The sequence below is a fragment of the Streptomyces europaeiscabiei genome (assembly GCF_001550375.1).
GTDB lineage: Bacteria > Actinomycetota > Actinomycetes > Streptomycetales > Streptomycetaceae > Streptomyces > Streptomyces europaeiscabiei.
The window spans coordinates 1-1,404 of sequence record NZ_LRTR01000108.1; the positions used below are offsets into that span (position 1 = coordinate 1).

Below are 1,404 nucleotides of genomic sequence, written 5' to 3' on the forward strand. Positions count from 1 at the left end.
CGGTGCGGCCGTCGTTCTCGTGCGCCGCCGGCGGGCGAACGGGGCGTGACCTTGCTCTCCAGGCGCGCCTTCGCCACCGCGGCGGCGGCCTCGCTGCTCGTGAGCTGCGACGGCCGACGAACCGACTCCGCCTCGACCGCACCCGCCGCCGGCGACGCGTCCCGGCCCCCGTCCGCGCCGCCTTCGTCGTCCGACACCGACACCGGCGCCGCACGCGCACTCGGCCGTTCGGTCCCGGTCAGGCTGCTGATCCCGGCCATCGAGGTCGACACCCCCGTCATCCGGCTGGGGTTGGCCCCGGACGGCACCGTGGAGGTGCCGCCGATCACGGCGCACGACCGGGCGGGCTGGTACCAGCACTCACCGACACCGGGGCAGACCGGCCCGTCGGTGATCCTGGGACATGTCACGGTCGGCCGCTACGGCGACGGGGTCTTCCGCCGTCTCGCCCGGCTGCGGCGGGGCGATCGGATCAGGGCGCGCCTGGAGAACGGCACGACACCGGAGTTCACCGTCGACAGCGTACGGACGGTCGCCAAGGCCGACTTCCCCGCGGACGAGGTCTACGGAAACGTGGACCGCCCCGCACTGCGTCTCGTCACCTGCGGCGGCCCTCGCACGGGCGACGAGTACCGCGACAACGTGATCGTCTTCGCGACGCTGAGCTCCACGGCCCGGTGACCCACGGCGCACGAATCGAAACGCCAACCGAGCGACTGAGACTGTCACTTGTCGCACCATCACGACCATGGAGAGCGTTGAAACGGTCCCGCGAGAAGGCCGCGTCCGAGCTGTTCGCCGCCCTCTATCCGCGCCTCGCCGGCTGGTGCCGTCGACTGGTCGACGACGACGAGACGGCCCACGAGATCGCGTCGGAGGCGTTCACCCGGCTCTGGGCCCGCTGGACGTCGGTGGCGGAACCGCACGGTTTCCTCTACGTCACGGCGGCCAACCTCGTCCGGGACCACTGGCGCAAGCTCGAACGCGAGCGCCGGGCGATGCACCGGGTCACCGCCGAGGCCTCGGTGCGCCCGCTGCCCGACCATGCCGAACAGTCCGATCCCTCGGTCCGGCTGCTCGTGCAGTCGCTGCCCGAACGGCTGCGCGTGCCGATCCTGTTGCACTACTACGCTGACATGCCGATCCGAGAGGTGTCCGTGCTGACCGGACGCAAGGAAGGAACCGTCAAGGCCGATCTCCACGCGGCCCGCGAACTGCTCCGCGCCCATCTGAGGAGAAGCCTTGATCACACGCCCTGACGAGGGCCCGGACTTCGAGCCCGACGATCCACTCACCGTCATCCTGCGTCCCCCCGCCGACCGTCTCGGCCCACCCCCCGGCCGCTACGAGACGATCCGCCGCACCGCGGTGCGGCGCCGCCTGGTCCGGGCCGCGGCCGGCGCC

General features: G+C 72.2%; 2 protein-coding genes. Both read left to right on the forward strand.

From position 1 onward, the window contains the following. Positions 1–45 precede the first annotated feature (45 nt). Complete coding sequence (locus AWZ10_RS04755; protein WP_208618449.1) at positions 46–681, forward strand: class F sortase; 636 nt, start codon at positions 46–48, stop codon at positions 679–681. 77 nt (positions 682–758) lie between these two features. Next, positions 759–1,259, forward strand: coding sequence for an RNA polymerase sigma factor (locus AWZ10_RS04760; RefSeq protein ID WP_060890515.1), 501 nt, complete (start codon positions 759–761; stop codon positions 1,257–1,259). Positions 1,260–1,404 lie beyond the last annotated feature (145 nt).